A 26243-nucleotide genomic window follows, 5' to 3' on the forward strand; every position below is an offset into this window, starting at 1 on the left:
TTTAAAAAACGGACAAAAATAATTAAATTAACTTATCAATACTAAATAGCAATAGATAAAAGGTACGGATAGAAATAGTCCATCAAATCGGTCAAGTATTCCGCCATGTCCTGGTAGTATATTTCCTGAATCTTTAATGTTTAAACTTCTTTTTAGCATAGATTCCACTAAATCACCTAACCCACCAAAAATCACTGTGATTATAGCAACTATAATCCATTCCACTAAATTAAGTTCTGTAAAGTAAATTGAACTAATGTAAGCTACAGCCAAGCCTAATATTCCACCACCAATACTACCTTCCCATGTTTTTTTAGGAGAAATTCTTTCAAACAATTTATGTTTTCCAAAAAATCTACCAGATAAGTATGCACCAGTATCATTAGCCCATAAAATAAAAAAGAACCCCCATAAAATATGATAACTAAAGTCAGCTTGAAATTGATTGTTTTGGTAAAATCCTAAATGATATAACAACGCAAAAGGTAAAGCAACATAAATACTAGCTAACAAAGTGTATGCAATATTTACAAAAGGAAATTTAGATTTGCGATACAGTTCGATTAGAAAAATTAAAAAAGATAAACCTAATGGAATTACAAAGTATTTTAACTCAATTTGATTTTGAGTAACTAAAGCAAAAATGCTAAAGAGAAAAATGCTTATGATAATACCAATAATTTTAATTGGGTTTACTTCTTTAGATTTTTTTACAAGGTTGTAAAACTCATCAGTTCCTAAAAGCACAATTGTAAAAAATAAAATAAAAGTACTAAGTTGACCAAAGTACATTGCAGCTAATAGTGTGAGCACAAAAAAAGTTCCAGTGATAGCTCTTGTTAACATTTAATCGATGTTTTTTGTAATGATGTGTTTTGCATTTATTGCATCATTTTCTTTTACATGAACTTCAATATCTCCGTTCATTAAATGAAGGTGCATAGAGTCCATTTTATTAATGATGATAGAAGGAATTTTGTGGTCTTCTAACAGCGATTTAATAATTTCGGCAGTGTTTATATTATTGCATTTATGTATAATAACCCAGCCGTTAGCCATTATGCATTGTTTTCGTCAGCTGTTGTATCATCAACTTTTTTATCTTCGGTTGTTGGGTTAGCAACTTCTGTTTCTGCTTCTAACACTTCTGCTTGTTCAATAATAGCTTCTGCTTTTTTAGAAACTTTTTTCTCAGCAATCAATTCATCTTCAAACATGCTTTTACCGAAAATAGCTTCCAAATCATCTCTAAAGATTACTTCTTTTTCTAATAGTTTCTCAGCTAATAAAATTAGTTTGTCTTTATTGTCTTTTAATATTTGAACAGTTCTTTTGTATGAAGTTTCTATTAAAGCACTAACTTCATTATCAATAAGTTCAGCTGTTTTATCCGAATATGGTTTAGAAAAAGAGTAATCACTTTGGCCAGATGAATCGTAATAACTTCTGTTTCCAATTTTATCATTTAAACCATAAACGCTAACCATTGCATATGCTTGTTTAGTAACTTTTTCTAAATCGCTTAAAGCGCCAGTAGATATTTTACCAAACATAACTTCTTCTGCAGCTCTTCCTCCTAAAGCAGCACACATTTCGTCAACTAGTTGCTCTGTTGTAGTAATTTGTCTTTCTTCAGGCAAGTACCATGCAGCTCCTAAAGATCTTCCTCTAGGTATTATGGTAACTTTAATTAAAGGATTTGCATATTTTACTAACCAACTCACTGCAGCGTGACCAGCTTCATGAAAAGCAATTGTTTTCTTTTCGTGATCAGAGATTAGTTTATTTTTCTTTTCTAAACCACCAACAACTCTATCAACAGCATCTAAAAAGTCTTGTTTACTTACTTTTTTCTTGTCATGTCTTGCAGCAATTAAAGCAGCTTCATTACAAATGTTAGCAATGTCTGCACCAGAAAAGCCTGGAGTTTGTTTCGCTAAGAAATCAATATCAATAGAATCGTCAGTTTTAAGTGGTTTTAAATGCACTTTAAAAATTTCTTTTCTTTCATGAACTTCTGGTAAATCAACATGAATTTGTCTATCAAATCTACCTGGACGAACTAAAGCTCTATCCAATACATCAGCTCTATTTGTTGCTGCTAATACAATTACACCAGTATTGGTGCCAAAACCATCCATTTCAGTTAATAACTGATTTAATGTGTTTTCTCTTTCATCATTCGATCCTTGTGCCATTCCTTTTCCTCTTGCTCTACCAATGGCATCAATTTCATCAATAAAAATAATTGAAGGAGCTTTATCTTTAGCTTGTTTAAATAAATCTCTTACTCTAGATGCTCCAACACCAACAAACATCTCAACAAAATCAGAACCTGAAAGTGAGTAAAAAGGAACTTTCGCTTCACCAGCAACTGCTCTTGCTAATAAAGTTTTACCTGTTCCCGGAGGACCAACAAGTAAAGCACCTCTAGGAATTTTGGCTCCTAAGTCGGTATATTTTTGTGGTTTTTTCAAGAAATCAACGATTTCTTGAACTTCTTCTTTAGCACCTTCTAAACCAGCTACATCTTCAAAAGTTACGTTAGTACCTTTTTCTTTGTCGAATAGTTGTGCTTTGGATTTGCCAATATTAAAGATTTGTCCGCCAGCACCACCAGCACCTCCAGACATACGTTTCATAATAAAATACCAAATACCTACAAAAATTAAAATAGGAAGTAATAAACTTAATATTCCTCCAAACCAATCTTCTTCGGTAGTGTATTTGTATTTTAAATCATAATCTTTCGACCAAGTTTTTAAATCAGCATCAAATACATCTCCAGAACCAATCTCAAATGTATAATGAGGCCCAGCTGCAGGCATTCCAAAGCTAGGTGATTTGATTTTTTTGTTGTGAGGTTCGTTTTCTAAAGCTTCTGGGTTAAGATAAACTTTTGCAGTTTTATGGTTAACAATAACTACTTCGTTAACCTCTCCATTAACTACCATTGATTCGAATTCGCTAGGAGTAATTACAGAATTACCACCTTGCCAGTTGAAAAGATTAAGTGAAATTAATGCAACACCAACTATTGCATAAATCCAATAAAAATTAAAAGGTTTTTTAGGGCTTTTTTTTGCTGCCATTTTTTTAGTTTATTTTTTGTTTCAATCTAAATGATTAGTTGTACTCTTTAAATTTTGCATCGGCCCACAAGCCTTCAACATTATAAAAATCTCTTGTTTCTTCTTGGAAAATATGGATAACTACATTTACATAGTCTAATAGAATCCATTCAGCATTTCCAAATCCTTCAGAATGCCAAGGTTTATCATTTAGCGTTTTTCTTACTTCTTCTTGTACTGCTTTTGACAGTGCATTTACGTGAGTATTTGATGTTCCTGAGCAAATAATGAAAAAATCGCAAACTGCGTTTTCTGTTTCTCTTAAATCTATACTGATGATTTTCTCTCCTTTTAAGTCTTGAAGACCTTTTGTCGCTACACCAACTAACATTTCTGATGATGATAATGCTTTCTTTTTACTCATTAATTATTTTAAAAAATTTGATGCAAAATAACGAATTATAAGCGAGTAAATACTTGTTAATTATAAACATTTAACACTTTTTTGAACTAAAATATTCAAATTCTTCTTTTTTGCTCTAGCTATTGAATATATTTGGCTTTAATATGAGTGAAGGATTAACTTTTGGCTATAGAATAATTAAATTAGATGAAGTGGCATCTACCAACTCATATGCTCATAATTTAGCTGTTGAAACAAATTTAATTGAAGGATTAGTTGTTTTGGCAAAAAATCAAACAGAAGGCAAGGGGCAAAGGGGTAATATTTGGCAAGTAGAATCGGGTAAAAACTTAACGTTTTCGTTGGTGTTAAAACCCAATTTAGCCGTAAGCGAACAATTTATGCTAAGTAAAGTTGTTGCCTTAGGAATTGCTGATTTTTTAGCATCGTTAAACTTAGAACAAGTTAACATAAAATGGCCAAATGATATATGGGTAAACAACAAAAAAATTGCAGGTATTTTAATTGAAAACACCTTAAAATCCAATAAAATAAGCACCTCAATTGTTGGGGTTGGTTTAAATGTAAACCAACAAGTATTTAACTCAAATTTAAATGCTACTTCTTTACAAAACGAGTTGAGTATAAATTTTGATATAGAAATCCTTTTAAACGATTTATTAATTTGTTTAGAGAAACGCTACTTAATGTTAAGGGCTTTACAATACCAAAAAATAAATACCGATTACCTTAATAATTTACTGGGTTATAATACTGAACTCAACTATAAAATTGGCGAAAACCATTGTAAAGGAATAATAAGAGGAGTAAACCCTCTAGGTTTATTGCAATTAGAAATTGAAGGACAGCTTAATGAATTTGATTTAAAAGAAGTGAGTTTGATTGGGGTTTAGTGTTTCGTTTAACGTTTTGGCTATGCGCAGTGTCCCGAAGGGCATTGTGTATAGGTATTGTTGTAGCCAGTTATTTTTTTTAAGTTCATATCTTCTATAAGTGTAGTTATCTCATTCGTAAAAAAACTATTTAACAAGTGTCATAAACTTATCCAAAATCTTTACCGAAGGCAAATTCGCAAGATTTACGTCAGCTGTAACGAGGCCCCTTTTCAGCACATTGAAATAATGGCAGCATTTAAACACGTTGAATGTTTTACAAGAAATGGGCTTCTTTTACAATATCCCAGCCAAAAAAGCCTTCATCCATGGTATAGTATAAGTATGTGCTACTTTTGGTTTTGCCAATATTTATGGTGAAAATAACATCTTCGTGCTTGAAAATTACTTTTGTAAAAGTGGATTGCTGCAGCCCATTATTGGCGAGTTTATCAGCATCATAAAGGTCTTCATCATGAGCTCCAAAAGCTGTTGTTTTGTAATGCTTCAATTTGCCTTTGCTGAAATAATAATTGAATGCGAAAGGCAAGGTTGAAAAGGAAATGATGTAAAAAAAGTAGCCCAAACTTAACGCAAGCATCATTTTATTCTTCTTACTTATTAACTCAGTATTACTCAAATACGGAAGTTCTTTATTTAATGCTTCCTTTTGTTTTTTGGACTGTTTCAAAACCACGAAGTAGAATAGAAGGTAATATGGTATGGCCAAAAATAAATTGATTACAAAAAAATATAGCCAACTTATATCGGTTTTGTAAACGATTTTCAAAAATGCAATGTTTAACCCAACGAGAATCAGGAAAAGTATGCTTATTAACTTGGTTTTTGGAGTGATTTTCATTTTACAAATTGGCTACAACGCTGTTCTTGGAAACGTTTTAATATTTCTTAAAACTGTTGTTAAACGAAGTTCGAGTATTTTTATGATAAAGTCAATGTTTGTTAATAAAAAAGCCTCGCATTGCGAGGCTTTTTTATCGTCTTATTTTGTGTTGTCTTATTTATACTTCTCAACCAATTTATCCGAAAGCATATTAAAAAAGTTTGTCAATGGTTTTTCAACCATCATTTTCATAAATGGGTTTATTTCGCCATCAAACTTTAGTTTGGCTTCGGTGGTGTTGTTTTCTTTTTCTTCTAAAAAAATGTTTAAGGTAAATTTAAAAGGCACTTTACCATAAGAATCTAAATAAATTAAAGAATTAGGTGTAGCAGCTACTCTTTTTAATCCAATATCAGTCATTCCTTTAATTCTAAAGGTACAATACTCTTCAGTTGAGTCCCAGTTTTCAATTTTATCTTCAGGAAATAATCCTTTAAAATTATTAATGTCAAACAAAAAATTATAAACCGTTTCAGGATTAGCGTTAACTATTTTTGGGGTAGTATCAATAATCATAATCGTATTTTATTTTGGTGACCATTCGGATGGATTTTCTCTCCATTCAGTTAATGATTGAACATCTTTTTCAGTAATGTAATTTTCAGCTTCAGCAGCTTGTATCAATACATTATAATCGCTTAAGGTTAATAACTTACATTTCTTTTCCTTAAAGTTGTTTTTAGCTAAATCAAAATCGTATGTAAAAATTGCAGCCATTCCTAAAACAATGCAATCGCTTTCTCTCAAAGCATCAACAGCTTTTAAACTACTTCCACCTGTAGAAATTAAATCTTCGATAACCACTACATTTTTACCTGTAGGTACTTCACCTTCAATTAAGTTTTGCATTCCGTGTCCTTTTGCTGCCGAACGAACGTAGCAAAATGGTAAGCCCATATCTTCAGCAATAAGAGCTCCAATAGCAATTCCACCAGTAGCTACACCAACAATTACATCTACATTTGGGTAGTTGTTTTCTATGGCTTCAACAAACTGTTGACGAACAAAAGTTCTCACCTTTGGATAAGATAAAATTTTTCGATTATCACAATAAATTGGTGACTTCCAACCCGATGCCCACGTAAAATGATTTGCAGGTTGCAATTTAATCGCTTTAATTTGTAATAACGATTGGGCTACTTTTGTTGCCGATTCTTTATTAAATATCATATCGCAAATGTATAAAGTTTTTATTAAGAATAAAGTGATTTTGTTCACGAATAATGAAACAAAATTAGCGCCAAAATTTAATAGTTTTTTACAATTGAATTTTTTTGAAAAAAATGCAGTGCCTTTTATTACCGAATTACTTTTGTCTAAGAATAGAATAAGCGGCATTATTATTTGTGTTGATGATGTGGAAGAAGCATTTCAGGAGTTTAAATCAACCTTTAAAGTAATTGCAGCAGCTGGAGGGGTAGTTAAAAACACCCAAAACGAAACCTTATTTATTTACAGACTAGATAAATGGGATTTACCCAAAGGCAAGGTAGAACAAGGAGAGCAAATTGATGAAGCTGCAATAAGAGAGGTAGAAGAAGAATGTGCAGTTACTGGACTAGAAATTATTGCTTCGCTAAAAGATACTTACCATATTTATACAATGGGAGAGGAGTTGGTTTTAAAGCAAACGCATTGGTTTAAAATGAAAACAACATTTAATGGTAAATTAATTCCGCAAACAGAGGAAGGTATTGAAGAAGTGAAATGGATGAGTGATGATGAAATTAATACTAATGTTTTGGCGAATACTTATGCTTCAATAGCTGATTTTATAGCAACTAGCGTTTGTTTATAAGATCAAAAAAATCTTTTTCAATATTATCTTCTGTTGCACGTTCGGCTGTTCCGCCAGGTCTTCCGGCAGGGGCTTTCAAAATCGTTAAATCATCATCTAATAAATAATAAGCAGGAGTTGTTTTAATCTGATAATACTCCAATAGTTTTTGGTTTTTGCCTAGGTGTAAAAATGGCCAATTGTAAGTTGGGTTTTTAGCTAAAAAAGCAGTCATTTTTTCAAAATCATTGTCGGTACAAATACTTAAGAATTCTATTCCTTGACTATATTTTTTATATAATTGCTCCATTACTTTCATTTCTTTTTGGCTAGGCACATTCCAAGTAGACCAAAAATTGATGTACAACGGTTTGCCTTTAAATGAGGATAAAGAAATTAATTCTCCATTAGGGTTTGTTAACTCAAAACTTGGAGCTTTAGATCCGCTACTTAATGGTTTTTTAGTTAAATCATTAATAAGTTCGGCAGCTATATTTTTTTGATGAGGAAAATCACTTGTTGTTTTTATCTCATTCATTATTTTAATGATGTTGTCTCTGTTAAAATATTTGTCATTGCTAATGGTTAGTAGTCCATACAATGCAAACAATTCTTTAAACTCTTTTGTTTCTAAAAAAGGATATTTATCTAGAGCTTTTGATAAAGCTGAAAAACTAGCTTGTTCATTGATTGCTTTAGCAACATCAAGTCCTGAAATTTTAAGCGTTAAATCTTTCATTTCAGTTTTAAAAAATGTTTTAAAAAAGTTAATGTATTCAGAACTGTTGTATAAAATTGGCTTGTTGTGCAGGTATTCTGTGTAAATGTTTGCTTTAGTGCTTAAGCTGTTTTTACCTGTTTTATTGTCTTGGTAAGAAACATCTATCGAATTTTCGAGTATAGCAATTGTGTATTTAATATAGCCTTTTACAAATGTAGATTTTACATTTTCGGCATCACTTAACATCTTTGTTTTAAAAGCTTTAATTTTTGGTTCTATAGAGCGATCTCTTTTTACAAATAAGGTGTAGTTTTCATCAAAAAATGAATCGTATTTATCGTTAAACTTTTTTATTTCTTGGTTTAGTTCGGTTGGTGCCGGAAAGTTAAATTTAAGCGAGAGTTGTTTGTCGTAAACACGTTGTTTATTATATTCTTCGTTATAACTTAGCGAAACATTATAAACCATTCCAGGTTGAGCAAAAAACCATGTTGTTTTATCTTCTATTTTTAAAAATATTTTTTGAATTTCTTCACATTCAAACTCAAAGTTAAATGTGCCATTTTGAGCTATGGTAGTGTAACCAATTGTTTGAATATTGTCGCTAAAATAATCGGTGTAAGAATAAACTGTAATTTCTTGGTTATCAAAATCTTTTACGTTTCCTTTAATTACAGTTTTGCTACCAAAAGAAATAAGGGTATTAAGTAATAATATAAATGAAAAGAGTGATTTTAAATGCATAAAAAAGGTGTTCTAAAAATCATTTTGAATTGAGGTAGGTACAAATTGCTTTGCATCTCCTTTATAAATTAGTATATCACGTACAATTGTAGAATTTATTGCCATTAACTCAGGAGAAGTTAACATAAATATAGTTTCAATATTGTTATTTAATGCCTTATTCATTAAAGCGATATTGCTTTCGTATCCATAATCTGTAGGGTTTCTTAGTCCTCTTAAAATGTATTGAGCATTAATTTTAGCACAAAAATCTACTGTTAGTCCATCATAAAAAATCACTTCCACTTTTGGGTTGTTTTTAAAAGTTGTTTTAATCCAAGCTATTCGTTGTTCTAATGTAAAAAGGTATTTCTTAGCTGTATTACTGCCAACACCAATAACAATTTTATCGAATAAAGGTAGAGCTCTTAAAACAATATCTTCGTGTCCTTTCGTAAAAGGATCAAATGAACCAGGAAATAATGCAATTTTCATAAAATCAAAGTTAATTATTCTCAATCATAAAACGGTAGAGCAAACGTACTTTAAAAATCAAGCCATCTTCAAAATCTTGGTTTAATTGTTTTCTATCATCTCCAAACTTAAAAGCCGAAAAGCCAAAATCAACTTTATCAGAAGAATCATAAACACGGTACGATCGGCCAACGGAATAACCAACTTGAGGCTCAATAATTAAATGTGTTGTTTTTGAATGGAGCTGTAGTAAAGCAAAAATTTCGTTAGAAGTTTTAACTAAATATTGATTTTGAACATCGCCAATGTAAAAACTTCTAACAAATGAATTAAAAGAAATACCACTATTAAGCCAACTTTTTAGCCTATAATTTAAGCCAGCATATACAGGTAAAGTAAAATTTGCTTCGAATTTTTGATTTTCGCTTTTGTAGTAAAAACCTAATAAAGGAACTGCAAATGGACCAAATAACTCATGGTTATAATAGGCTCCAAACTTGTATTTAAAGTTTTTGGTTTTAGTTTTTTCAAATAGTGCTAATCCACCAATTTGGAAATGGTTCCCATTTATTTTTTTTAAATCAGAAGATAATTTTGGAAGTAAGATAATAGTGCTGCTAAAATTTTCAGAATGATTGGTTTTATAACCAATTTTTGGATTGATGGTGTAGATTAAATTATTGGTTTTAGCGGTTTTTAAATTAGTTTGTTCATAAACAACGCCAGAAATAAAAACATTTTTGTTTTTTAATACAATGGGTGCTGTTAAATCAATTCCAAAATCAATTAATTGTGTTTTTGAGTTGAGATTTAGTGTGTCGTCTTTTATTTTGTTTTCAGGAGTAGCAGAATAGCTAAACTTAACTAAATCAATATAGTTTTGAGTAAAAGTAAATAGGGGTAGAACAGAAAAAAGTAATACAACTAATAATTTTTTTAATGCTAATACTAATTTCATTTAATCTAATTCAATAACAGTTATTTCAGGTAAAATGCCAACTCTTCCAGGGTATCCAAGAAATCCTAAACCTCTGTTTACATAAATGTATTGGTTATTTTTTTTATATAATCCAGCCCATTGCTTGTATAAATATTTAGAAGGGCTCCATTTAAATCCAGGGATTTCAATTCCAAATTGCATGCCGTGTGTATGTCCCGAAAATGTTAAGACAATGTCTTTGTGTTCAGGGAGTATAATTGCATCCCAATGAGAAGGATCGTGGCTTAATAATAATTTCACATCATCTTCTAAACAACCAACTTTTGCTTTATCAATATCACCATACTTTGGAAAGCGTAAGGCACCGCCCCAGTTTTCAACTCCTAAAATAGCAAGGCGTTCGTTGTTTTTGGTTAAGATATGGTTTTCGTTTAATAATAATTTCCACCCCAATTTAGCATGAACAGTTTTCATTAAGTCATAATTGTGTTTTTTTCCTGCCAAGTCATCTTTTTGGTAGTAATAATCTCCATAATCATGATTTCCTAAAATAGAAAATACTCCCATAGGAGCTGAAATTGTTTTAAGTGTTTCAATAAAAGGAATAGCTTCTTCGGTAATATCATTTACCAAATCACCAGTAAAGAAAATGATGTCTGGTTTTTGTTGTTTAATTATTTTGATAGCTGTTTCTAATGGTTCCGTAGAAATAAAACTGCCAACATGTAAATCGGAAATTTGAACAATTCGAAGTCCTTTAAAAGAGTCAGGTAAATTTTCGATTGTGATTGATTTTCTTTTAACAGTATAGTCAAAAGCAGATTTCAGCATTCCAAAAACTAAAGTTCCGAATGGTAATGCAGAAACAATTACCCCCGTTTTTTTTAAAAAATCTTTACGTGTTATTTGATTTTTACCTTCTGATTTTATTGTAGGGTTTAATTTTTTTTTGAGATAAATGATTAGTATTTCAATGTCATGAGCAATAATAAAAATACAGCCAATTAATTTTGATATAAGCACAACAAAAACAAATCCTAATACATAAACACGGACTATTTTAGGAGGTTTTATATTGCTTGAAAAATATGATGCAATATAAAACATTAAGCCAATTGTAGCGGCAGTATAAATCCAATATGCAATTTGTAAAGGCTGTTTTAAGTTGTGGGTTATTTTTTTTACAATAGCATTAAATGAACGGTAGTAATACCAATCAATAATTACGATAAAAAATATAGAAGTAAGTATGAATTTTAAATACACTTAAGTACGCTTTTATGAAAACAAAAGTATTTGTTTTTATTTAATTATTATTTTCCATTAAAATTTAATTAATTATTTGGAATTTTATAGAATTAATGGTTACATTTGCCACCGCTTAAAAAAGAACTGATAAAACAAAAAGAGATGAAAAAAGATATACATCCAGAAAATTATAGAACGGTAGTATTTAAAGATATGTCAAACGAGTATGCATTTTTATGTAAATCTACAGCTGCTACAAATGAAACTATTGAATGGGAAGATGGAAATGAATATCCTGTGATTAAGTTGGAAATTTCTCACAAATCTCACCCTTTTTACACTGGTAAACAAAACTTAGTAGATACGGCAGGTAGAATTGATAAGTTCAAAAACCGTTACGCAAGACACAAAAAATAATATTTTCACAATATTTCTTAAAAAGTCCCGATATACGTCGGGACTTTTTTATTTTAGTGCTATCTTAAAAATTGAATAAAAATGAATGTAGTTTTTTTTGATGATAATAGAATAGAATTTTTACCCTTAACTTATACGAAACCTATTGCATTACTAAGAATTGGTATACTTACTTTGGAGGAAAAATGGGTTAAGTATTTTGAAAAAAATAATGTTAAACCAATTATTTCATATCTAACAGAATCCTACTTAAGTAAAAAATATCCATTTATTGATGTAAAGGAGAGTTTTTACATTAATTCGAGGTATTGTCCTAATCCTTTTTTAATTGATTTTATATTAAACAACATAAATAGCAACGAGGCAATTTATGATGGAGAAACATTAATTGCAGCAAAGAGTAGTTATGAAGAATTTAAGGATCAAAAATTTTATATAAAGGATTACAATCAAAGTTTTGTTCAATTAAAAATTGAAAAGATAACGGATTTATTTGCTAAAAATGAAGAAGCTATAAAGGCTGATTATGAATTTCTTACTGAGGGCAGAAAATCACAAGAATTATCTACTACCAATACACTTGTTGGAAACAATATATTTGTAGAAGAAGGTGCAAAAATTGAAGCAGCAGTATTAAATTCAACAACAGGACCTATTTATATTGGAAAAGATGCTGAAATTATGGAAGGAAGTGTTGTTAGAGGACCTTTGGCTATGTGTGAAGGTGCTGTATTAAAACTTTCTACTAAAATTTATGGTGCAACAACAGTCGGTCCTTATAGTAAAGTTGGAGGAGAAGTAACCAATAGTATAATTCAAGGTTATTCAAATAAAGGACATGATGGCTTTTTAGGAAATTCAATAATTGGCGAATGGTGTAATTTAGGCGCGGATACGAATAATTCTAACCTAAAAAATAATTATGCAGAAGTTAAATTATGGTCATATGAAACTGAAAGGTTTAAGAATACTGGGTTACAATTTTGTGGTTTAGTGATGGGAGATCATTCTAAATGCGGCATAAACACCATGTTTAATACAGGTACTGTAGTTGGAGTTTCAGCTAATATTTTTGGTAGTGGATTTCCACGTAATTTTTTACCTTCTTTCACATGGGGTGGGGCTAGTGGATCAACTACTTATGCTTTAGCCAAAGTGTTTCAAGTAGCTGAAAAAGTAATGGAAAGAAGAGGTGTTGAATTAACTGGTTTTGACAAAGAAATATTGACAACTGTTTTTGATTTATCCGACAAATACAGAAAGTAATTACGACAAAATTTCCGTAATCAAATAATGGCACAAACCTTGAAAGGTTATAGGTGCTATAGTATTTAATTAAGGAATAATTAAATACTGCCATATTGACTTAAATAAAAAGATATTTTATGAAAGATAATTTTGATTTTGACCAAATAGCATTATCAAATGTGATGGATGAAGATGCTGAATTTATTCCTTTGTTATCTGCTGATGATGAAGAGCAGATTAATTCAGAAGAGTTGCCAGTTGAATTACCAATTTTACCATTAAGAAACACAGTTTTGTTTCCTGGGGTTGTTATTCCAATAACAGTTGGACGAGATAAGTCTATAAAGCTGATTAAAGAAGCTTATAAAGGAAATAAAACATTAGGTGTTGTTTCTCAAAAAAATGATGAGGTTGAAGATCCGAATTTTGAAGACTTAAATAAAGTTGGAACCGTAGCCCATATATTAAAAATGTTGAGAATGCCTGATGGAAATACAACTGTTATTATCCAAGGTAAAAGGCGTTTTCGATTGAAAGAAGTAACGCAAACTATTCCCTATTTAAAAGCAACAATTGAATCATTTAACCAAGCAGAAAAACCAAAAGGCAAAAATTTTAATGCCTTAGTAAGTTCTATAAAAGATTTAGCTTCTCAAATAATTGAGCAATCACCAAACATTCCGACTGAAGCAACTTTTGCAATAAAAAATATAGAAAGTCCAACCTTCTTAATCAATTTTATTGCCTCAAACATGAAGGCAGGAGTTCAGGAAAAGCAAGACTTATTGGAAGTTCCTGAGTTAAATGAAAGAGCAAATAAATTGTTAATTCATTTATCTAAAGAGCTTCAATTGTTAGAACTTAAGAATGATATTCAATCAAAGGTTAGAACAGATTTAGATAGACAGCAAAGAGAGTATTTCTTGAATCAACAAATGAAACAAATTCAAGAAGAATTAGGTGGAGACCCTGTTCAGCAAGAAGTTGAAGAATTTATTGCAAAAGCAAAAAAGAAGAAATGGAATAAAGAGGTTGAGAAAAGATTTAACAAAGAGGTTGAAAAATTATCAAGATTAAATCCACAAGCAGCTGAGTATTCAGTTCAACTAAATTATATCGAAACCCTAGTAGAATTACCTTGGGATAGTTATACGAAGGATAATTTTGATTTAAAGAGAGCTCAAAAAATATTAGATAGAGATCATTTTGGATTGGAAAAAGTTAAGGATAGAATAATTGAGCATTTAGCTGTATTAAAGCTAAAAGGAGATATGAAATCTCCAATATTATGTTTGTATGGTCCTCCAGGTGTTGGTAAAACATCTCTAGGAAAATCTGTAGCAGAGGCATTGGGTAGAAAATACGTTAGAATGTCGTTAGGAGGATTAAGAGATGAAGCAGAAATTAGAGGGCATAGAAAAACCTATATAGGAGCAATGCCAGGAAGAGTAATTCAAAATTTGAAAAAGGCAAATTCTTCAAATCCAATTTTTGTTTTAGATGAAATAGATAAATTAAGCAATAGTCATCAAGGAGATCCTTCATCAGCTTTATTAGAAGTATTAGATCCAGAACAAAATGCTACGTTTTATGATAATTTCTTAGAGCTAGATTACGATTTATCTAAAGTATTATTTATTGCAACTGCAAACTCATTATCTTCGATTCAGCCAGCTTTAAGAGATAGAATGGAAATTATAGAAGTAAGTGGTTATACAGTTGAAGAAAAGATTGAAATAGCTAAAAAACATCTTATTCCTAAGTTGTTGAAAAATCATGGACTAAAGAAGACAGATATTAATATTCCTAAAAATGTAATTGAGAAGGTAATTACTGAATATACAAGAGAATCAGGGGTTAGGTTATTAGAAAAAACTTTGGCTAAGGTTGTTAGAAGTATTGCAAAAGAAATTGCAATGGAAAATGAGTTTGAGTCTAAAATTTCATTAGAGCAATTGAGTAAAATTTTAGGTCCTGGTCATTCCAAAGATAAATATCAAGGAAATGATGTAGCTGGTGTAGTTACTGGTTTAGCATGGACTTCAGTTGGAGGCGATATTTTATTTATTGAAACAAGTTTAAGTAAAGGAAAAGGAAAATTAACGCTTACTGGGAATTTAGGAGATGTAATGAAAGAGTCAGCTGTAATTGCGTTGGCTTATTTAAAAGCTCATTCAGAAATGATTGGCCTTACTCCAGAAGTTTTTAATAATTGGGATATTCATGTGCATGTTCCAGAAGGAGCAACTCCAAAGGATGGACCATCAGCTGGAATAACAATGTTAACAGCTTTAGCATCGGCATTTACACAACGTAAGGTTAAAAATAAATTGGCTATGACAGGGGAAATAACTCTTAGAGGAAGGGTGTTGCCTGTAGGAGGAATAAAAGAGAAGATTTTAGCTGCTAAAAGAGCCGATATTACAGAAATAATTCTTTCTGAAGATAATAGAAAAGACATCTTAGAGATTAATGAAAATTACTTGAAAGGAGTAACGTTTCATTATGTGAAAAACATGATGGAAGTGATAGATTTAGCCTTAACAAATCAAAAAGTAAGTAAAGCAATAAAAGTGGCTTAGCCTTTTGTTTTTATAGGGTTTTAGTAATTAACATTGTGTTGATAATTATTGAAAAGTTTAAAAATTAAACAAAAGCAAATAAGTTACTTTTGTTTTAGTTAAAAAAGAAAAAACCAAATGAAATTTATAGTATCAAGTTCAATTTTATTAAAACAACTACAGTTAGTTGGAGGTGTTTTAAACTCTAGCAATACATTACCAATTTTAGATAATTTTCTATTTGAAATCAAAAAAGGAAAATTAAGTATTACGGCTTCTGATTTGGAAACAACGATGATTACTCAGGTTAATGTTGAAGCTAAAGAAGATGGAGTTATAGCAATGCCTGCAAAACTATTGTTAGATACGTTAAAAACGTTTCCAGAGCAACCTTTAACTTTTACAATTGATAATGATAATTTCGGAGTAGAAATTTCTTCAGATTACGGTAAATATAAATTAACAGGACATAACGGCTCTGAATTTCCTAAAACTCCAAAGTTAGATTCTCCATCAAATATTAATATTGATGCAGCTACTTTGGCAAATGGAATTAATAAATCTTTATTTGCTACAGGAAATGATGAGTTAAGACCGGTAATGTCGGGAGTGTTTTTTGAATTGAATAACGATGATTTGACATTTGTTGCTACTGATGCTCATAAATTGGTTAAGTATAAAAGAACTGATATTAAATCAGAAGTAGGGTCATCATTTATTTTACCTAAAAAGCCTCTAACATTATTAAAAGGTGTATTAGCAAATTTAACTGAAGAAGTTAAAGTACAATACAACGAAACAAATGCAATGTTTGCATTTGGAGATACTAAAATGATTTGTAGATTAATTGATGGAAAATACCCAAATTATAATGCAGTAATTCCAACAGAAAATCCAAACAAACTAACAATTAATAGAAACGCATTATTAAGTTCAGTAAAAAGGGTTTCTATTTTCTCTAATAAAACTACTCATCAAGTTCGTTTAAAAATAACGGGAAGTGAATTAAGTGTTTCAGCAGAAGATTTGGACTTTGCAAATGAAGCAAACGAAAGATTAACTTGTCAGTACGAAGGTGAGGATATGGAAATCGGATTCAATTCTAGATTTTTAGTAGAAATGTTAACTAATTTAACTTCAGAAGAAGTAAATATTGCAATGTCGGCACCAAATAGAGCTGGAATTTTAACTCCTTCAGAAAAAGAAGATGAGGCAGAAGAAATTTTAATGTTAGTTATGCCAGTAATGTTGAACAATTAAGATGAAAAAAATAAGAGAACTAAACTGTCATTCTGATAATTGAAGAATGGCAGTTTTTTTATATAAAGTATTATGGAATTTTTAAAAAAATTAACTGAGATAGAGGCTCCTTCAGGAAGTGAATATATGATGAAAGAATTTTTGATGAACTACATCAACGAAAATAAATCGGGATGGAAAGTTCAACCAGAAATAATTGAAGGAGAAGATTTTCAAGACAATATAATTTTAGTTTTTGGGGAGCCTCGAACAGCAATTTTTGCTCACATGGATTCTATTGGTTATACTGTTGGGTACGAGAATAATTTGATTAAAATAGGTGGTCCTGGAGCTAAAAAGGGAGCACTATTAGTTGGAGAAGATAGCCAAGGAAGAATTGAAGGGGAGTTAGTTACAGAAGAAGATGACCATCAATTTTTAACCTATTCTTTAAAATTTAATCGAGAAGTTGAAAGAGGAACAACATTAACTTATAAATCTGACTTTAGAGAAACAGATGAGTTTGTTCAATGTTGTTATATGGACAATCGATTAGGAATGTGGGTAGCTTTAGAAGTCGCAAAAACACTTGAAAATGGTATAGTTGTTTTTTCATCATGGGAAGAACATGGAGGGGGTAGCGTTGGTTATTTAGGTAAGTTTTTATACGAAGGCTTCGATGTGAAACAAGCCTTAATTTCTGATATAACTTGGGTTACAAAAGGAGTAGAACACAATAAAGGTGTAGCAATTTCATTACGAGATTCTGGTATACCAAGAAGACTTTATTTAAATAGAATTAAAGAACTTGCAAAAGAAAGTGGAATTCCATATCAATTAGAAGTAGAAAGTGCTGGAGGAAGTGATGGGAATGCTTTGCAGCGTTCACCTTATCCTTTTGATTGGTGTTTTATTGGTGCCCCAGAAGATAATGTTCATACTCCAGATGAAAAAGTACATAAAAACGATATAAAAGCCATGGTTGATATGTATAATTATTTAATGGCAAGACTTTAATAATGTTAAACTTATAAAGTTTAAAAAATGAATAAATTTTTAGGATTACAAGTTATTATTTCTTTGTGTTTACTTTCAACTAAAGTGTATTCACAATGTGATACCACAGATATTGTTGTCAATAAGGTAATAATGCCTAATATTTTTACTCCAGATATCGATGGTTATAATGATGGGTTTAGTATATATGCAGACTGTATAAAGAGTATAGAGAAAAAAATCTATAATAGATGGGGGCAATTACTTTATAAATCAAATTTTGTAAATGACCAATGGAATGGTAGGACTACAACAGGTTCAGAAGTACCTGAAGGGACTTATTTTTATGTGTTTGATGTGGTTTATAGCTTTAATAATATAGAGTCTCAAAAAACTTATAAAGGTTCGCTTACTTTGATGAGATAAAATTTCATCAAAGTAACCTCAACATTATTGCTATATTTACTTTTTATTAGAGTTTAAAAGTGAAGATTCCAACTACCATTTTTTCTAAAAGTAATTTAATTTTAATAGCCCTGCTTTTAATAGGGTTGCTTTATTTCTGTCTAAAATCTAATACATATATTCATGAAAATTTAAGTTGGGATGAAGTACATTACAGCAGTTTGGCAGACAAAGGAATTGTTTATAATGCATTAGAAAAAAACAGCTTAAATTTTATTGGTTTTTATAAAATTGGAAAAGCTAGAGCTGATAAGGATACTTTACTTAATCAGCAGTTGGTAAAGGAATATAACTACCCTGATGAAAATCTAAACCCGTTTTATTTACGTCATTATCACCCTCCCTTAGCAACTTATTATTGGAGTTTTTTTACTTCAAATGCTAATATTTATGAAAAAGATAAAAGTTTAAGGTTTAGCAATATCCTTTTAGGCGTATTTACTATTTTATCGCTTTTAATTTCACTCAGAATTGCAAAAATATTAACCGCTCAAAGTTTTAGTAGTATATTAATCTTCTCAATACTTTTGATTTTAAGCGATATCTTTAATTACAGCTTTGAAACACTCAATTTTCATACTTTTCAATTTCTTTTTTCGGTAATTTTTGTTGCCTGCTTAATTCGTTGGATTAACAATCAAACTAAAAAGAATGCTTTATTTGTTGGTGTGTCAACTGCTTTTATGTTTTTATCTTTAGAGACAGGTTTGTTTGTTGTTGCAGGTGCAATTTTAGCCTTATTATTAACAAAGCAAATAAAAGTAATTTTTAATTTTTCACTTCAAATATTTGGGAGCTTTTTCATTACAATTATTGCTCTTTGGCCTGGTATTTTAAAAACATTAGCCCCAGTAAAAACATGGATAATGTATGCGGCTCGAATATTTTTAAAAGGGAATGATGAGTATGACAGTGTTGATATGGGAGGAGCATGGAAAACAATGTTTTATGAGAATATTGTTTTATTTACTGTAATAATATTTACTGTAATAATACTCCTTATAATTTCAAGAAAAATAGCAAAAAATAAAACTTACATCATTCCTTATCTTGTTGCATTTACTTATTTTATTGCTATAACTCCCTTTATTTTAAATAAGACTTACATTTTTCCAGTTATCGGATTGCTAATTTTTGCAATTGTATATAATATATCAGTAATAGATTTAAAGGAGTTTCAATATATAAAAACCAATAAAAAAATAAAAGAATATGTTTTGCTAGCTTTATTAATCGGCTATATTTTCATTCCTTTTTTTAATTTAAATTATACTGATAATATAAATATAAATATAAAAGAAAGAGAGTCTTTTAATCAAGATATATTAGAATTAAAGGAATTGTTGAATTCTAAACACAACATTATTGCATTTAATGGACAGTCATTACGTTATTATCTACAAGACGAATCTATAGTTGATTTGAGAAAAAACTCAATGCAAAATCCAGGTTATTATATTCGAGAAAATGGATTGTATAAAAATGTTACTGAAGAATTAAAAATGAATAGGATAGGAGCGGTAGTTATACCAAAAAACTACCTAGATTATTATCCAGCTTCAAAAACTAAAATACTAGAAGATTATAATTACAAAAAAATTAAACTAAAACATTTTGAAGTTTTCCTATCTCAATAATAAGATAGAAATAAGTTTTAATTCGTTTTTGAAACTATTAAATTTGAATCAAGCTATAATTTAAAATAAATATGAAAGAATTTTTTAATAAAAACTGGAAATATCTAGCCATTTTAGCTGGCTTTCTTGCAGTTGCAAGTATATATTTTCTACCTGCTTTACAAGGATATTTTTTAGTACAAGGAGATACTTCAAGTTGGAAATCAGCAGCTAAGGAGTTGATGGATTTTAGAGCATTTTATGGAAAAGAAGCTGTTTGGACAAACTCAATGTTTGGGGGTATGCCTGGGTATATTATTAATACAATCTATTTAAATGGATTTACCCAAATTGATAAATTAATTGGGCTAGGACTGCCATTTCCAATAGACGTAATGTTTATTTCTATGGTGTCTTTTTTAATTCTATCAAAGTCTTTAAAGGTTGAAACGTTAATTGCAATAATTGGAGCTGTAGCTTTTGCATTTATTTCATATAATTTATTGATTATTGAAGCGGGACATAATACAAAAATGAGAGCTATAGCTTATATGCCAGCTGTATTAGGTGCATTTATAATGATGTATAAAAGTAAAAAGTTGTTATTTCCAACAGCTTTATTAGCATTTTTTATGGCTCTTGAAATAAGAGCAGGGCACATTCAGATGACTTATTATTTAGCATTTATTTTAATAGCTATTGGTATTTATGAATTTATAAACTACATCAAATCAAATCAAATCAAGTCTTTTTTGATTAGAACCATATTAATCGTTGTTGCATCAAGCTTTGGCTTATTAGCCAATTTTACTAATACTTATTATACTTATTCATACGGTAAGGATACAATGAGAGGGACGCCTGAGATAACTGTAAAACCAGATGGTAATAGTAAAGAAAAAACTCAATCATCAGGATTAGATAGAGATTATATTGTTCAATGGTGTTATGGTAAGCAAGAATCATTAAATCTTCTAATTCCTAACGCAAAAGGGGATAGTAAAAATTTAACAGGTAAGTATTTTGACTACTTAAGAGAGAGTAATCCTCAATTGTATAATTTTTCAGTTGAGCAATATCAGAAAAATGGAGGTAAAGTTTTTGGAGGGTATTGGGGGGATCAGCCCTTTACTTCTGGTGCTAATTATTTGGGTGCTGTAATTGTTCTATTAGCAATTATGTATTTGATTTTTGTTAAATCAAAATTAAAATGGGCATTTGCGGGAGTTAGTTTTTTAGCCTTGTTACTTGCATGGGGAAAAAATTTAGGAGGTTCTGTTGACGAAATGTGGTTAACTAACTTTTTTATTGACTATGTGCCTTTATACAGTAAGTTTAGGGCAGTATCATCCATACTTGTTATTTTAAATCTATTATTTCCTTTAATGGCTGTTTTGTTTATAAATTATATTTATAAAAACAAAGAATGGGCGAAGCAAAATTTAAAGAAGTTAATGATAGGTGCTGGAAGTATAGGAGGAATTGTTCTAATATTGGCTTTAATGCCTAATCTATTGTCGTTTACAAGTGATACCGAAAATGTATTGTTAAATGGTTTGTATAATCAACAAAATGGAGCTATAAATATAGCTGATCTTGAATTAACACTTACTGAATTTAGGAGTGGAGAGTTTCAAAAAGATGCATTCAGAACCCTTGGTTTTATGACAATAGCAATAGCCTTACTTTTCCTTTGGATTAGCGATAAATTAAAATATAATTTAGCTATTTTAGGATTAGCTTTTTTAGCATTAATTGACGTTACTTTAGTTGACAAACGTTATTTAAATAATGAAAAAAATCCACAAAACAAACGAGAATATCTATCATGGGAAAAGATAACTGGATTTGAAAATACTCCTAATGCAAGCCAAGGAGATTATCAAATATATTCAATACAAACTGAAAAAAATCCTAAAATAGAACAAGAAGCATTAGAAAGAATAAGTGAAGCAAAAAAGGTAAGTAAAAAGAATAGTTCAAAAATTGAAGAGAGCATTCGATTTGCTACGCTTAATTTTAATACTAATTACCGGGTAATGAATTTAGATAATCCTTTTAATAGTGCTACTGTAGCTTATTTTCACAAATCATCAGGTGGTTATCATGCAGCGAAAATGGCAAGGTATCAGGATATGATTGATTTTTATATTCAAGGAGAATTGTCGATGTTACAAACACCAGAAAAAACAAAGGTGTTAAATATGTTGAATACAAAATACTATTTATATCAAGGAAACTTAGTACTGGATAATCAATACGCCTATGGGAATGCTTGGTTTGTGAATAATACAAAAGTAGTTGAAAATGCTAATCAAGAAATATTGGCAATAGGAGATATAAATCCTAAAGAGACTGCTGTAGTTGATAAAAAGTTTGAAAATCTTATAGATAAGAGTTATCAAAATAATGAAGCATTTATTGTTATGGAAGACTACAAGCCTAACCATATTGTATACAATAGTAAATCTAATACTAATCAATTAGCTGTTTTTTCTGAAATGTATTATCATGATGACTGGGTTGCTTATATAGATGGGAAACAAGTCCCACATTTAAGAGCTAATTATGTTTTGAGATCTTTACCTGTTCCTGCAGGTGAACATAAGATAGAGTTTAAATTTGAACCAAAAATGATTGTGGTAGGTGATATTATATCAATTAGTGTTTTTGTTTTAATTATTCTAGCATTAGCATTTAGTTTTTTTCAAGAATGGAAAGCTAAAAATGAAGATAAATTAACAGGGGTATAATCGTATGATTTCTGTTGTAGTTTGTACTTATAATAGAGAAGTCTATTTGCCTAAAATGCTAGAAAGCATTCATTCGCAAATTTGTGAAAAAACTGATTTTGAAATTGTTTTAGTAAATAATAAGTCAACAGATAATACCGAAGAAATTTGTTTAAATTTTAAAAAAGAAAACCCATCAATTAATTTCAATTATTTCTTAGAAAAAAATCAAGGATTATCATATGCTCGTAATAGAGGTATAAAAGAATCAAAAGGAGATTTTATCGTTTTTGTAGATGATGATGCTTTTTTAGATGAAAATTATATCAAAGAGTTAGCTGTATATCTAAAAAAATCAGAAGGAGATTTAGGTTTTGGAGGTAAAATATTACCATTTTTAGAATGTGAATTACCTGCATGGATGTCTAAATATTTATCTTCATTAATGTCTATTATTGATTTAGGAAATGAAGTTAAGTTATTTAAAGGATCAAAATATCCTATTGGAGCAAATATGGGAGTATCAAAAGGGGTTATAGATAAGATAGGAATGTTTAACGAATCTTTAGGACGCACAGGAATATCGATGCTTGGAGGAGAGGAAAAAGACTTTTTTTTTAGAATTAAAGAAGCCGGGATTCCAATTTATTATTACCCAAAAATGTTAGTTCATCACGTGATTCCAGAAAAAAGGTTAACTGTTGAATTTATTAAAAAACAAGCTGAAGGAATTGGCGTTTCAGAAAAACTAAGAACAAAAAAAACTGGCGAGTTTTTAAAACGTTCAATATTGGAGCTTTATAAATGGGGAGGAACATTTGCATTATTTTTTATTTATTTAATAAAGGGACAAGTATCAAAAGGAGTAATGTTGTTAAAGTTTAGATGGTGGATTAGTAGAGGGTTATGGGGATAGTAATTCGTAAAACCATATCAACATCAATAATTAATTACCTAGGTGTTTTACTTGGAGTTGTGAATGTATTGTGGCTTCAAACGGCAATTATTTCTGAACTTCAAATAGGAATTTTGAGTTACGTAGTAGATGTATCGATATTACTTTTGCCTTTTATTTTATTTGGCACAAGTGGTTTACCAGCTCGTTTTATACATCTTTTTGCAGAAGGAAAAGATAGGAATGAATTTATAAATTTATTGTTTATAATACCTCTGATGACAGTTGTTATTACAGCAATTGTTTTCTTCGTTTTTGAGTCTAATTTAATTAAATCGTTGGGTGCTGATGCAGTTACTTACAGTCAATTTTTAGTATTTATTATTCCTTTAGTATTTTGTTATGCATATCAATATTTGTTAGAAGCGATACTAGCAACTGCCTCTCTAACAGTGTTCTCTGCATTCTTAAAAAGTATATTTAGAAGAGTAGTACTAATAGCTCTTCTTGTTTGTTTTTCAGTTCAAATATTAAATTTTTATCATTTGGTTTTATTTTATGTGTTTGCACATTTCATTGAAGTACTAGTTCTCTTTTTCTTTTTTAAGAAACATTTAAAATTCAAATTCAGTTTACCAAAATTGAATGTTTCTTCGGAGAAAAAGAAAGAAATAAAATCTTATGCTTTCTATTTAATAATTGGAGTTAGTGGGGTTGTAATGGTAGGTAAAATTGATTCAGTAATGATTAGTGGAATTACAGATGATTTTGGACAATTAGGAATATATTCAATAGCCTTTTTTATTGCAACAGTTATAGAGTTGCCTAAGCGAATAGTTCATCAACTAGCATTTCCCATAATGTCAAAAAACGTTACTGAAAATAAACAAGAAGAGCTTAGTGAGATGTATAAGCAAACCGGAGTTAATATGTCAATTATAGGTTTGTTTATGTTTTTAATTATTTGGTATAATATAGATGAATTATTTTTAATAATACCTAATGGTACTATTTATTCGACAGGAAAATGGGCAGTATTTTTTATAGGGATTTCTAAAGTTTTAGATGTTATTTTTGGTACAACTGATTTAATGATAAATGCTACAAAACATTATAAATGGAACGGTGTTTTGATACCTATTTTAATAGGATTAACCTTTATTACAAATTACTTTTTTATTAAAGAATATGGAATAGTTGGAGCCGCAATTGCAACAAGTTTAACTGTGTTTGTTTATTCTATAATTAAATATGTTTTAGTGATAATTCGGTTAAAGATGAATTTAATTTCGATACAACATATTTATATTACCATTACAACAATAATTGTAATAGGTGTGTTTTATATTAAGCCAATATTTTCGGCTAATAACTTTATAGAAATTGGCTTGAACAGTTTAATTATTAGTTTTATTTTTATTGGAGGAAATTATATCCTAAAATCATCCAAAGAAATGAACCAGCTTATTGATAATAGTTGGAATAAATATATCAGAAAAAAATGAAAATTATAGCACTTTTACCTATGAAGGGAAACTCAGAAAGAGTGCCGAATAAAAATCTAAAAGATTTTAATGGAAAACCCTTGTTTCATCATGTGCTTGAATCTTTGCAGAATTGCAAATTGGTTGATGAGGTTATAATTAATACAGATAGTGATAAAATTGCCGATAGCGCAACTACTTTTTCAAAAGTAAAAATTCATCAACGTCCCCAAGAAATTTGTGGTGATTTTGTTTCTATGAATGAAATTATAAATAACGATCTGGATAGATCAGATGGAGATATTTATATTCAAACACATAGCACTAATCCTTTGCTTAAGACAGAGACAATAACTAATGCTATTCAAGAATTTAAAAATTCGGATAAAGATTCTTTATTTTCTGTGACAAAACTTCAAACGCGTTTGTATTGGAAAGATGGGAAGCCAGTAAATCACAATCCTAATGAATTAATAAGAACACAAGATTTGCCCCCACTTTTTGAAGAAAATTCTAATATCTTTATTTTTACAAAAGAATCTTTTTCTAATTCGGGAAACAAGAGGATTGGGGTAAAACCCTTAATGTTTGAAATTGATAAATTAGAAGCAATAGATATTGATGAACCTCAAGATTTTATCTTAGCTGAAACTATTCAAAAACTTAACTTAGTGAAGTAATGAACTTAAAACAAAAAATACGAAATAAACAATTAACCTTAGGTAGTTGGATAACAATTCCAAACCAAGCTGTTATTGAAATAATGGCAACGGCAGGTTTTGATTGGTTAACGATTGATATTGAGCATTCGGCAGTAAATATAGAAAGTGTCCAAAATTTAATTGGTTTTATTCAAGGCAAAGGAATTAAAGCTTTTGTCAGAGTTTATGGCAATGATGAAGTAATCATCAAGCGGGTACTAGATGCCGGAGCAGATGGAATTATAGTTCCAATGATTAAGTCTAAACAAGAGGCTCAAGAACTAGTTAATCATGTTTATTATCCACCATTAGGGAAAAGGGGAGTTGGTTTATCAAGAGCTCAAGATTATGGTCTTGGATTTGATAAATATCAAGAAACGTTAAAAAATGATGTAGTTGTAATTGCTCAAATAGAGCACATTGATGCAATTAATAACTTAGAGGAAATTCTATCTATAGAAGAGATTGACTCTACTTTAATTGGGCCTTATGATTTGTCAGCTTCAATGAATAAGCCTGGACAGTATGATTTGCCAGAAGTAAAAGAAGCTATTGCAAAATATGATAAAATTTGTGATGCTTTGAATAAACCTAAAGGTGCTCATGTAATTCAATCAGATTATAGTTTTACCCAGTTAAAAATTGATTTAGGTTATACTTTCTTAGCTTTTTCATTAGACTTTTTCTTTTTGGGAGATAAAGCTAGAGAACAAATGGCATTACTTAAAAAATAGA

Annotated in this window: 25 protein-coding genes; 14 read left to right on the forward strand and 11 right to left on the reverse strand. The window is 29.9% G+C overall.

Going from position 1 to position 26243, the window contains the following annotated elements; genetic code table 11:
• Nucleotides 1-27: 27 nt before the first annotated feature.
• The 4 genes from FRY74_RS08580 to rsfS are packed head-to-tail and all read right to left on the reverse strand — an operon-like array spanning nt 28 to nt 3495.
• Nucleotides 28-846 (reverse strand): phosphatidate cytidylyltransferase, encoded by an 819-nt coding sequence (locus tag FRY74_RS08580; RefSeq protein ID WP_147100524.1) that lies wholly within the window; start codon nt 844-846, stop codon nt 28-30.
• Nucleotides 847-1059 carry a putative signal transducing protein gene (locus FRY74_RS08585; protein WP_147100526.1) on the reverse strand — a complete coding sequence of 71 codons (213 nt, stop codon included), beginning with the start codon at nt 1057-1059 and terminating at the stop codon, nt 847-849. It lies immediately after the preceding gene.
• The gene (gene ftsH / locus FRY74_RS08590; protein WP_147100528.1) at nt 1059-3092 is read right to left on the reverse strand and encodes an ATP-dependent zinc metalloprotease FtsH; all 2034 of its coding nucleotides are present in this window, start codon (nt 3090-3092) and stop codon (nt 1059-1061) included. Before ftsH ends, FRY74_RS08585 begins: the two co-directional genes overlap by 1 nt.
• Nucleotides 3093-3126: 34 nt before the next feature.
• Complete coding sequence (gene rsfS, locus FRY74_RS08595; protein ID WP_147100530.1) at nt 3127-3495, reverse strand: ribosome silencing factor; 369 nt, start codon at nt 3493-3495, stop codon at nt 3127-3129.
• Between the two features lie 143 nt (nt 3496-3638).
• Here rsfS and FRY74_RS08600 point away from each other — a divergent pair, with 143 nt between their 5' ends.
• Nucleotides 3639-4388 carry a biotin--[acetyl-CoA-carboxylase] ligase gene (locus tag FRY74_RS08600; RefSeq protein ID WP_147100532.1) on the forward strand — a complete coding sequence of 250 codons (750 nt, stop codon included), beginning with the start codon at nt 3639-3641 and terminating at the stop codon, nt 4386-4388.
• A gap of 256 nt (nt 4389-4644) precedes the next feature.
• Here FRY74_RS08600 and FRY74_RS08605 read toward each other — a convergent pair whose 3' ends face one another.
• The 3 genes from FRY74_RS08605 to pyrE form a co-directional block, all read right to left on the reverse strand.
• On the reverse strand, nt 4645-5058 hold the full coding sequence (locus FRY74_RS08605; RefSeq protein ID WP_147100534.1) for a hypothetical protein: 414 nt from the start codon (nt 5056-5058) through the stop codon (nt 4645-4647).
• Between the two features lie 327 nt (nt 5059-5385).
• Complete coding sequence (locus FRY74_RS08610) at nt 5386-5787, reverse strand: SRPBCC family protein (RefSeq protein WP_147100536.1); 402 nt, start codon at nt 5785-5787, stop codon at nt 5386-5388.
• A 9-nt stretch (nt 5788-5796) separates the two neighbouring features.
• Nucleotides 5797-6441, reverse strand: a complete 645-nt coding sequence (pyrE, locus tag FRY74_RS08615) for an orotate phosphoribosyltransferase (protein WP_147100538.1) — start codon at nt 6439-6441, stop codon at nt 5797-5799.
• Between the two features lie 94 nt (nt 6442-6535).
• Here pyrE and FRY74_RS08620 point away from each other — a divergent pair, with 94 nt between their 5' ends.
• A complete protein-coding gene (locus tag FRY74_RS08620) occupies nt 6536-7069 on the forward strand; it encodes an NUDIX hydrolase (RefSeq protein ID WP_170227989.1) in 534 nt (177 codons plus the stop codon).
• Here the strand turns inward: FRY74_RS08620 and FRY74_RS08625 are convergent.
• Genes FRY74_RS08625 through FRY74_RS08640 form a run of 4 tightly spaced genes read right to left on the reverse strand, consistent with a single transcriptional unit; the run spans nt 7053 to nt 11172 of the window.
• Nucleotides 7053-8513 (reverse strand): TlpA disulfide reductase family protein, encoded by a 1461-nt coding sequence (locus tag FRY74_RS08625; protein ID WP_147100542.1) that lies wholly within the window; start codon nt 8511-8513, stop codon nt 7053-7055. The two genes, FRY74_RS08620 and FRY74_RS08625, sit on opposite strands and share 17 nt — an antisense overlap.
• Before the next feature lie 12 nt (nt 8514-8525).
• On the reverse strand, nt 8526-8987 hold the full coding sequence (coaD, locus tag FRY74_RS08630; protein WP_147100544.1) for a pantetheine-phosphate adenylyltransferase: 462 nt from the start codon (nt 8985-8987) through the stop codon (nt 8526-8528).
• A 10-nt stretch (nt 8988-8997) separates the two neighbouring features.
• Nucleotides 8998-9924 (reverse strand): DUF6268 family outer membrane beta-barrel protein, encoded by a 927-nt coding sequence (locus FRY74_RS08635; protein ID WP_147100547.1) that lies wholly within the window; start codon nt 9922-9924, stop codon nt 8998-9000.
• On the reverse strand, nt 9925-11172 hold the full coding sequence (locus tag FRY74_RS08640; RefSeq protein ID WP_147100549.1) for a metallophosphoesterase: 1248 nt from the start codon (nt 11170-11172) through the stop codon (nt 9925-9927).
• Nucleotides 11173-11316: 144 nt separating this feature from the next.
• Between FRY74_RS08640 and FRY74_RS08645 the strand changes: the two genes are divergently transcribed.
• From FRY74_RS08645 to FRY74_RS08700, 12 genes are all read left to right on the forward strand, one after another.
• On the forward strand, nt 11317-11571 hold the full coding sequence (locus FRY74_RS08645) for a type B 50S ribosomal protein L31 (RefSeq protein ID WP_147100551.1): 255 nt from the start codon (nt 11317-11319) through the stop codon (nt 11569-11571).
• 81 nt (nt 11572-11652) lie between these two features.
• Nucleotides 11653-12837, forward strand: a complete 1185-nt coding sequence (locus FRY74_RS08650; protein WP_147100552.1) for a GlmU family protein — start codon at nt 11653-11655, stop codon at nt 12835-12837.
• Nucleotides 12838-12956: 119 nt separating this feature from the next.
• Nucleotides 12957-15401 (forward strand): endopeptidase La, encoded by a 2445-nt coding sequence (gene lon / locus FRY74_RS08655; protein ID WP_147100554.1) that lies wholly within the window; start codon nt 12957-12959, stop codon nt 15399-15401.
• A 117-nt stretch (nt 15402-15518) separates the two neighbouring features.
• Nucleotides 15519-16640: a DNA polymerase III subunit beta gene (dnaN, locus tag FRY74_RS08660; protein ID WP_147100556.1), complete on the forward strand. Its 1122-nt coding sequence runs from the start codon at nt 15519-15521 to the stop codon at nt 16638-16640.
• Between the two features lie 72 nt (nt 16641-16712).
• Nucleotides 16713-17636, forward strand: a complete 924-nt coding sequence (locus tag FRY74_RS08665; protein ID WP_147100558.1) for a M20/M25/M40 family metallo-hydrolase — start codon at nt 16713-16715, stop codon at nt 17634-17636.
• 27 nt (nt 17637-17663) lie between these two features.
• Nucleotides 17664-18041: a T9SS type B sorting domain-containing protein gene (locus FRY74_RS08670; protein WP_147100559.1), complete on the forward strand. Its 378-nt coding sequence runs from the start codon at nt 17664-17666 to the stop codon at nt 18039-18041.
• 59 nt (nt 18042-18100) lie between these two features.
• Nucleotides 18101-19717 (forward strand): glycosyltransferase family 39 protein, encoded by a 1617-nt coding sequence (locus FRY74_RS08675; protein ID WP_147100562.1) that lies wholly within the window; start codon nt 18101-18103, stop codon nt 19715-19717.
• Nucleotides 19718-19788: 71 nt separating this feature from the next.
• A complete protein-coding gene (locus FRY74_RS08680) occupies nt 19789-22449 on the forward strand; it encodes a YfhO family protein (protein ID WP_147100564.1) in 2661 nt (886 codons plus the stop codon).
• A gap of 4 nt (nt 22450-22453) precedes the next feature.
• Nucleotides 22454-23344 (forward strand): glycosyltransferase, encoded by an 891-nt coding sequence (locus FRY74_RS08685; protein ID WP_147100566.1) that lies wholly within the window; start codon nt 22454-22456, stop codon nt 23342-23344.
• Nucleotides 23335-24828 (forward strand): lipopolysaccharide biosynthesis protein, encoded by a 1494-nt coding sequence (locus FRY74_RS08690; RefSeq protein WP_147100568.1) that lies wholly within the window; start codon nt 23335-23337, stop codon nt 24826-24828. The genes FRY74_RS08685 and FRY74_RS08690 overlap by 10 nt, the downstream gene beginning before the upstream one ends.
• Nucleotides 24825-25487 (forward strand): acylneuraminate cytidylyltransferase family protein, encoded by a 663-nt coding sequence (locus tag FRY74_RS08695; protein ID WP_147100570.1) that lies wholly within the window; start codon nt 24825-24827, stop codon nt 25485-25487. Before FRY74_RS08690 ends, FRY74_RS08695 begins: the two co-directional genes overlap by 4 nt.
• A complete protein-coding gene (locus FRY74_RS08700; RefSeq protein WP_147100572.1) occupies nt 25487-26242 on the forward strand; it encodes an HpcH/HpaI aldolase family protein in 756 nt (251 codons plus the stop codon). Before FRY74_RS08695 ends, FRY74_RS08700 begins: the two co-directional genes overlap by 1 nt.
• Nucleotide 26243: the final 1 nt, after the last annotated feature.

The sequence above is a fragment of the Vicingus serpentipes genome (genome assembly GCF_007993035.1).
Lineage (GTDB): Bacteria > Bacteroidota > Bacteroidia > Flavobacteriales_E > Vicingaceae > Vicingus > Vicingus serpentipes.

Bases quoted from the DNA above. Each gene is read 5' to 3' on its own strand.
- coaD (WP_147100544.1), bottom strand. From the start codon at position 8,987: ATGAAAATTGCATTATTTCCTGGTTCATTTGATCCTTTTACGAAAGGA.
- lon (WP_147100554.1), top strand. From the start codon at position 12,957: ATGAAAGATAATTTTGATTTTGACCAAATAGCATTATCAAATGTGATG.
- FRY74_RS08695 (WP_147100570.1), top strand. From the start codon at position 24,825: ATGAAAATTATAGCACTTTTACCTATGAAGGGAAACTCAGAAAGAGTG.
- FRY74_RS08690 (WP_147100568.1), top strand. From the start codon at position 23,335: ATGGGGATAGTAATTCGTAAAACCATATCAACATCAATAATTAATTAC.
- FRY74_RS08625 (WP_147100542.1), bottom strand. From the start codon at position 8,513: ATGCATTTAAAATCACTCTTTTCATTTATATTATTACTTAATACCCTT.
- FRY74_RS08665 (WP_147100558.1), top strand. From the start codon at position 16,713: ATGGAATTTTTAAAAAAATTAACTGAGATAGAGGCTCCTTCAGGAAGT.
- FRY74_RS08585 (WP_147100526.1), bottom strand. From the start codon at position 1,059: ATGGCTAACGGCTGGGTTATTATACATAAATGCAATAATATAAACACT.
- pyrE (WP_147100538.1), bottom strand. From the start codon at position 6,441: ATGATATTTAATAAAGAATCGGCAACAAAAGTAGCCCAATCGTTATTA.
- FRY74_RS08645 (WP_147100551.1), top strand. From the start codon at position 11,317: ATGAAAAAAGATATACATCCAGAAAATTATAGAACGGTAGTATTTAAA.
- ftsH (WP_147100528.1), bottom strand. From the start codon at position 3,092: ATGGCAGCAAAAAAAAGCCCTAAAAAACCTTTTAATTTTTATTGGATT.
- FRY74_RS08685 (WP_147100566.1), top strand. From the start codon at position 22,454: ATGATTTCTGTTGTAGTTTGTACTTATAATAGAGAAGTCTATTTGCCT.
- rsfS (WP_147100530.1), bottom strand. From the start codon at position 3,495: ATGAGTAAAAAGAAAGCATTATCATCATCAGAAATGTTAGTTGGTGTA.
- FRY74_RS08580 (WP_147100524.1), bottom strand. From the start codon at position 846: ATGTTAACAAGAGCTATCACTGGAACTTTTTTTGTGCTCACACTATTA.
- FRY74_RS08650 (WP_147100552.1), top strand. From the start codon at position 11,653: ATGAATGTAGTTTTTTTTGATGATAATAGAATAGAATTTTTACCCTTA.
- FRY74_RS08600 (WP_147100532.1), top strand. From the start codon at position 3,639: ATGAGTGAAGGATTAACTTTTGGCTATAGAATAATTAAATTAGATGAA.
- FRY74_RS08610 (WP_147100536.1), bottom strand. From the start codon at position 5,787: ATGATTATTGATACTACCCCAAAAATAGTTAACGCTAATCCTGAAACG.
- FRY74_RS08635 (WP_147100547.1), bottom strand. From the start codon at position 9,924: ATGAAATTAGTATTAGCATTAAAAAAATTATTAGTTGTATTACTTTTT.
- FRY74_RS08670 (WP_147100559.1), top strand. From the start codon at position 17,664: ATGAATAAATTTTTAGGATTACAAGTTATTATTTCTTTGTGTTTACTT.
- dnaN (WP_147100556.1), top strand. From the start codon at position 15,519: ATGAAATTTATAGTATCAAGTTCAATTTTATTAAAACAACTACAGTTA.
- FRY74_RS08700 (WP_147100572.1), top strand. From the start codon at position 25,487: ATGAACTTAAAACAAAAAATACGAAATAAACAATTAACCTTAGGTAGT.
- FRY74_RS08680 (WP_147100564.1), top strand. From the start codon at position 19,789: ATGAAAGAATTTTTTAATAAAAACTGGAAATATCTAGCCATTTTAGCT.